5 protein-coding genes and 1 pseudogene are annotated in these 5211 nt (G+C 66.0%); 2 read left to right on the top strand and 4 right to left on the bottom strand.

Going from position 1 to position 5211, the window contains the following annotated elements; translation table 11 throughout:
* Together gatB and JWM94_RS13675 are read right to left on the bottom strand one after the other, a co-directional pair.
* Positions 1 to 777, bottom strand: a pseudogene (gene gatB, locus JWM94_RS13680) (Asp-tRNA(Asn)/Glu-tRNA(Gln) amidotransferase GatCAB subunit B); the annotation flags it as partial.
* Positions 778 to 817: 40 nt separating this feature from the next.
* Complete coding sequence (locus tag JWM94_RS13675; RefSeq protein WP_299428057.1) at positions 818 to 1258, bottom strand: response regulator; 441 nt, start codon at positions 1256 to 1258, stop codon at positions 818 to 820.
* A 131-nt stretch (positions 1259 to 1389) separates the two neighbouring features.
* Here JWM94_RS13675 and JWM94_RS13670 point away from each other — a divergent pair, with 131 nt between their 5' ends.
* Both JWM94_RS13670 and rsmD read left to right on the top strand, forming a co-directional pair.
* Positions 1390 to 2634: a pseudouridine synthase gene (locus JWM94_RS13670; RefSeq protein WP_299428054.1), complete on the top strand. Its 1245-nt coding sequence runs from the start codon at positions 1390 to 1392 to the stop codon at positions 2632 to 2634.
* The gene (gene rsmD, locus JWM94_RS13665) at positions 2634 to 3176 is read left to right on the top strand and encodes a 16S rRNA (guanine(966)-N(2))-methyltransferase RsmD (protein ID WP_299428051.1); all 543 of its coding nucleotides are present in this window, start codon (positions 2634 to 2636) and stop codon (positions 3174 to 3176) included. Before JWM94_RS13670 ends, rsmD begins: the two co-directional genes overlap by 1 nt.
* A gap of 117 nt (positions 3177 to 3293) precedes the next feature.
* Here rsmD and JWM94_RS13660 read toward each other — a convergent pair whose 3' ends face one another.
* Entirely contained in the window at positions 3294 to 4763 is a 1470-nt protein-coding gene (locus tag JWM94_RS13660) for an NAD(P)/FAD-dependent oxidoreductase (RefSeq protein WP_299428060.1), read from the bottom strand.
* A 152-nt stretch (positions 4764 to 4915) separates the two neighbouring features.
* A partial coding sequence (locus JWM94_RS13655) for a translocation/assembly module TamB domain-containing protein (protein WP_299428048.1) occupies positions 4916 to 5211 on the bottom strand: 296 nt, incomplete at its 5' end.

Below are 5211 nucleotides of genomic sequence, written 5' to 3'. Positions count from 1 at the left end.
TTCGATCATTTCGACCTGGCGCGACGCTTCGTGCACGATCGCCAGCATGACGAAGCGGATCGAATTGACGTTCTTGGTCTCGGTCCGGGTGCCTAATTCGCAGCCGGGCTTGCGCACCGATACGTTGACGTCGGCGCGCATCGATCCTTCTTCCATGTTGCCGTCGCACGATCCGACATAGCGCAGGATCGCGCGCAGCTTGCGCAGATACGCCCCGGCCTCGGCCGGGGAGCGCATGTCGGGGCGGCTGACGATCTCCATCAGCGCGACGCCCGACCGGTTGAGGTCGACATAGGACCGCGTCGGGTGCTGGTCGTGCATCAGCTTGCCGGCATCCTGTTCGACATGGATGCGCTCGACGCCGATCGTCTTGGTCGGCGCGTCCTCGCCCTCCAGCTCGATCTCGACCGCGCCTTCGCCGACCAGCGGGTGGTAGAGCTGGCTGATCTGATAGCCCTGCGGCAGATCGGCATAGAAATAATTCTTGCGGTCGAACCGCGACCATTTGTTGATGTGCGCGCCGATCGCCATGCCGGTGCGCACCGCCTGGCGGATGCACTCGCGGTTTGGCACCGGCAGCATGCCGGGCATCGCCGCGTCGACCAGCGACACTTGGCTATTAGGCTCGGCGCCGAATTCGGTCGCGGCGCCGGAGAACAATTTGGCCTTGGACGTGACCTGCGCGTGGACTTCGAGCCCGACGATTACTTCCCACTCGCCGGTGGCGCCGTGGACGCGGTACGAGGATGGGGCGGCTTTGCTGAGGACGTCGGTCATGTCCGCGCGAATAGCCCCAGCGAGTGCCGCGCCGCAAGGCTCACGCCGCGACGGGTTGCTCGAACAGTGAGAAACCGCGCGGCAGGCGGCGGGGCGCGTTGCGGCCCTGAAGCTGGCCATCGACCGCGGCGATGGCGGCGATCAGGTCGGCGGGACGATACGGCTTGGCCAGACAGCCGCGGGCGAACGCCCTGCCCCCTTCGGGGCAATCGCCGGTACAGAAGATCACCGCGACGCCGCGCTCATGCGCGTGGCGCGCGATGTCGATCCCGCTGCCGTCGGTAAGATTGACGTCGGCAAGCACGAGGTGAACGTCGGCATCGGCGTCGAGCACGGCAATCGCATCGGCGACGCGGTCGACCGTGGCGACGATCTCGAACCCTTCCTCGGTCAGCGAATGTTCGTTGTCGAACGCGACCAGTGGCTCGTCCTCGACGATGAGGAGCCGCAGGATCACCCTTTTCTTCCGCCCGAATACCATCGTCTCGTCATCCCATCGCGTGCGGATCGTTTCGTCCGCGCGTCGTTACGCTGCCGTCGCTTAACGCGCGGCAACGAAGTCGGACGCAGATTTTTTCGTTGCTACCGACAAAACGGTATATTGGCGCGACCATGCCCGTACCCAATACCCCCGCAAACAAATCGGACGACCAGCGAATCGCCAAATTATTGGCGCGCGCCGGTGTCGCCTCGCGCCGCGAGGTCGAACGGATGATCGCCGACGGCCGCGTCGCGCTGAACGGATTCGTCATCGACACGCCGGCGACGTTGCTCGCCTCGCTCGACGGGGTGACAGTGGATGACAATCCGGTCGAGGCGCCGAGCGCGGCGCGGCTGTTTCTCTATCACAAGCCCCCCGGTCTGCTGGTGACCGAGCGCGACCCGGCGGGGCGGCCGACGATCTACGATCGCTTGCCCAGGGACCTGCCGCGCGTGGTGCCGGTCGGGCGGCTCGACCTCAATACCGAGGGATTGCTGCTGCTGACCACCGACGGCGGGCTCAAGCGCCAGCTCGAATTGCCCGTGACCGGGGTCGAGCGCGCCTATCGCGCGCGCGCCTATGGCAACGTCACGCAGGCGCAGCTCGAGGATTTGATCGAGGGCGTCGAGATCGAGGGCGTGCGCTACGGGTCGATCGACGCCAATCTGGAACGCCGCACCGGCGCGAACGTGTGGGTCGAAATGATCCTGACCGAAGGCAAGAACCGCGAAGTGCGGCGCGTGCTCGAACATCTCGGGCTGCAGGTCAGCCGACTGATCCGGACGCGCTATGGCCCTTTCGTGCTCGGCGATCTGCCGCCGGGCCGTGTCGGCGAAGTGCGGCCGCACGATGTCGAATCGTTCCGCAAGAGCCCGACGCGGATCGACTTGCCGCAGCCGGCGCGGTCGCGCGAGGCCGGGGTGAAGGCGGTCGAGCCGCGTCCCGCGTCGAAGCCGGCGCCGCGCGATGTAAAACCCAAGCGCGAGCCCGAGCGGCCCTCGTCGCGTCCAAATCGGCCTGCCCCTTCAAGAACACCGGCTCGGTCACTCTCCCAGGGCGACGCCTCCGGCGGCGCTTCCGCGCCGAATGACAGAAGCGCTCAGCGCTCGCGGCCCGCGCCAACCACTTCTCCGAACGCGAGGGGCAGCAGTCGCCCCGCCCGTCCCGGCAAGCCCGCCAAGGCTCCGCGCCAGCGCGCCGACGGATCGCTCGCGGTGAAGGCCGGGTCGAGCAGCCCGGCGCGCGCCGCGCGGGCGCGGACGTTCCGCGACGATCGCGGTTCTGCCCCGGCCCGGCCAAGCGCTCCCGGCCGACCCAAAGGCCCGGCCGGCGGCCGCGGCAAACCCGGCGCGCGGCCACCGCGCAAACGCTCGTAATGCGGATCATCGCCGGGCAGTGGCGCGGACGAACCATCGTCGCGCCCAAGGGCGACGCGACCCGCCCGACCGCCGACCGCACGCGCGAGGCATTGTTTTCGATGCTGGTCAGCCGGATCGGTACCTTCGAGGGGCTGGCGGTCGCAGACCTGTTCGCGGGGTCGGGCGCGCTGGGGCTGGAGGCGCTGTCGCGCGGCGCGGCATCGTGCCTGTTCGTCGAACAGGACAAACCCGCGCTCGACGCGTTGCGCGCCAACATCGCCAAGCTCGGCGCGAAAGGCGATGTCCGCGCGCAATCGGTGATGGCGCTGGGGCCGGCGGTCGCGCCGCTCGACATCGTGATGATGGACCCGCCATACGGTAGCGGCGCGGGCGTGGTGGCGCTCGACCGGCTGGCGCGGCTCGGCTGGGTCGGACCGGCGAGCTGGATCAGCATCGAGAGCAAGCGCGACGAGAAGGTCGAGCTGGCGGGGTTTGCGGTCGATGCCGACAAGATTTACGGCAAGGCGCGGGTGACCATTCTCCGTCAAGCCTCCCTCTAATCGTCATCCCGGCGAAAGCGGGGACCCAGCTTTTCCGGTCGCGCCCAAAGCTGCCGGTTCGTTCGTCGATGCTAAGGAAGCTGGGTCCCCGCTTTCGCGGGGATGACGGTAGTGAGTTTAGGCCGCCTTCCGCTCCGGCTTCGGCACCGGATTCGAGAACACCATCTCGTTATCGACCGACCCGAACTTGAGCGCCATCAGGTCGAGCGCGTAATTCTGATGGACCTTCCACGGCTTGCGCCCGCCCTGTTTGGGGAATTTGTCCATCGCGCGCGTGACGTAGCCCGAGGTGAAATCGAGGAACGGCTCCTCGCCCACCGGCGCGTTCGGGGTCGGCGTTGCTTGCCGCAAACCGCGCTTCTTCATCGTGTTGAGCAACCGGCAGACATAGGCGCAAGTCAGGTCGGCCTTCAGCGTCCATGACGCGTTGGTATAGCCGAACGACGACGCCATGTTGGGCATGCCTGAATACATCATGCCCTTGTAATTGGTCGTATGCGACAGATCCTTCGCCACGCCATCGACGGAGAATTGCACGTCGCTGAGCAATTGCAGTTCGAGCCCTGTAGCGGTGACGATCACGTCGGCAGGCAATGTGTTGCCCGAGGCGAGCTTGATGCCCTCGGGCACGAAACGGTCGATCGTGTCGGTCACGACCTCGGCCTTGCCCTCGCGGATCGACGCGAACAGGTCGCCGTCGGGGACCAGGCACAGCCGCTGGTCCCAAGGATTGTAGCGCGGGGTGAAGTGCGTTTCGATGTCGTGGCCGGGCAGTTCCTCACGGACCATCCCGATCAGGCGCTCCTTGACCTTGGCGGGCTTGTTGCGCGCCATCTTGAAGAACAGCATGCCGAGCAGGACGTTACGCCAGCGTGTGATGCCGTAAGCCATCTTGCTCGGCAGCTTACCGCGCATCCAGTTCGCCATCGCGTCCTCGCCGGGCCGCGCGACGATATAGGTGGGGGAGCGCTGGAGCATGGTGATGTGCTTCGTCTTCGGCGCCATTGCCGGGACCAACGTCACCGCAGTCGCGCCGCTGCCGATCACGATCACGTTTTTGTCGGTGTAGTCGAGATCCGCCGGCCAAAATTGCGGGTGCACAATGCGGCCTTTGAAATCCTCCGCCCCCGCAAACTCGGGTGCGTACCCCTTGGCGTAATTGTAATAGCCCGAGCACATGAAAAGGAAGTTGCAGGTCATCGCGACCGGCCCATCGGGGCCGTCAGACGTAACCGTCCAGCGCGCGTCGTCGGTCGACCACGCCGCCGTCTTGACGTGGTGGTTGAAGCGGATTTTCTTGTCGATGCCGTAATCGGCGGCGGTGCGCTGGAGATAGCTCAGGATGTTCGGCCCGTCGGCGATCGACTTCGCCTCGGTCCACGGGCGGAATGCGTAGCCCAGCGTGTACATGTCGGAATCGGAGCGGATGCCGGGATAGCGGAACAGGTCCCATGTGCCGCCGAGCTGCGGCCGCCCCTCGAGGATCGCGTAGCTGCGGTCGGGGCACAACGTCTGCAGGTAATAGCCCGCGCCGATCCCAGAAATTCCCGCGCCCACTACCAGGACGTCGACATGTTCCATGCGCATCACCTCTTCCGCCATACCGATTATTCGATCGGGGAGCGCAAGGCAACTTACATGAATGTCAGTTAGCCACTCCGCCATTGCGAGCGTAGCGAAGCAATCCATGGATGCACGTGACGTTGATTGCGGCGTCGCTTCGCTCCTCGCAAAAGCGATCAGAAGGTCTTCTGATACTTCACGCTCGCGCCCGACCCGCCGAACGAGCTCATCGACGACAGGATGCTCAGGCTCTTGCTCAGCGAAATCTCGAGCTGGGTTGCGGTGAAGCCGCGCGCGTCGGTGATGATCTCGATATAGATGTTGCGGGTGATGTACTTGCCCGCCGCGAGCGCGGTGCCGTGGCCGCCCGCCTCGTCGGCGCCCAGGATGCGCAGTCGATCGATGCCCAGCGACCCGCGCAACTTGCCGAGCGGGTTGAGTCCTCCGCCCCCGCCCCGCAGCGAGTTGAGCG

The organism is Sphingomonas bacterium (genome assembly GCF_028289855.1).
In the GTDB taxonomy this organism is placed as follows: Bacteria; Pseudomonadota; Alphaproteobacteria; order Sphingomonadales; family Sphingomonadaceae; genus Sphingomonas.
The sequence above is the reverse complement of the archived record's forward strand: the minus strand, read 5'-3'. Positions and strand labels throughout refer to the sequence as shown.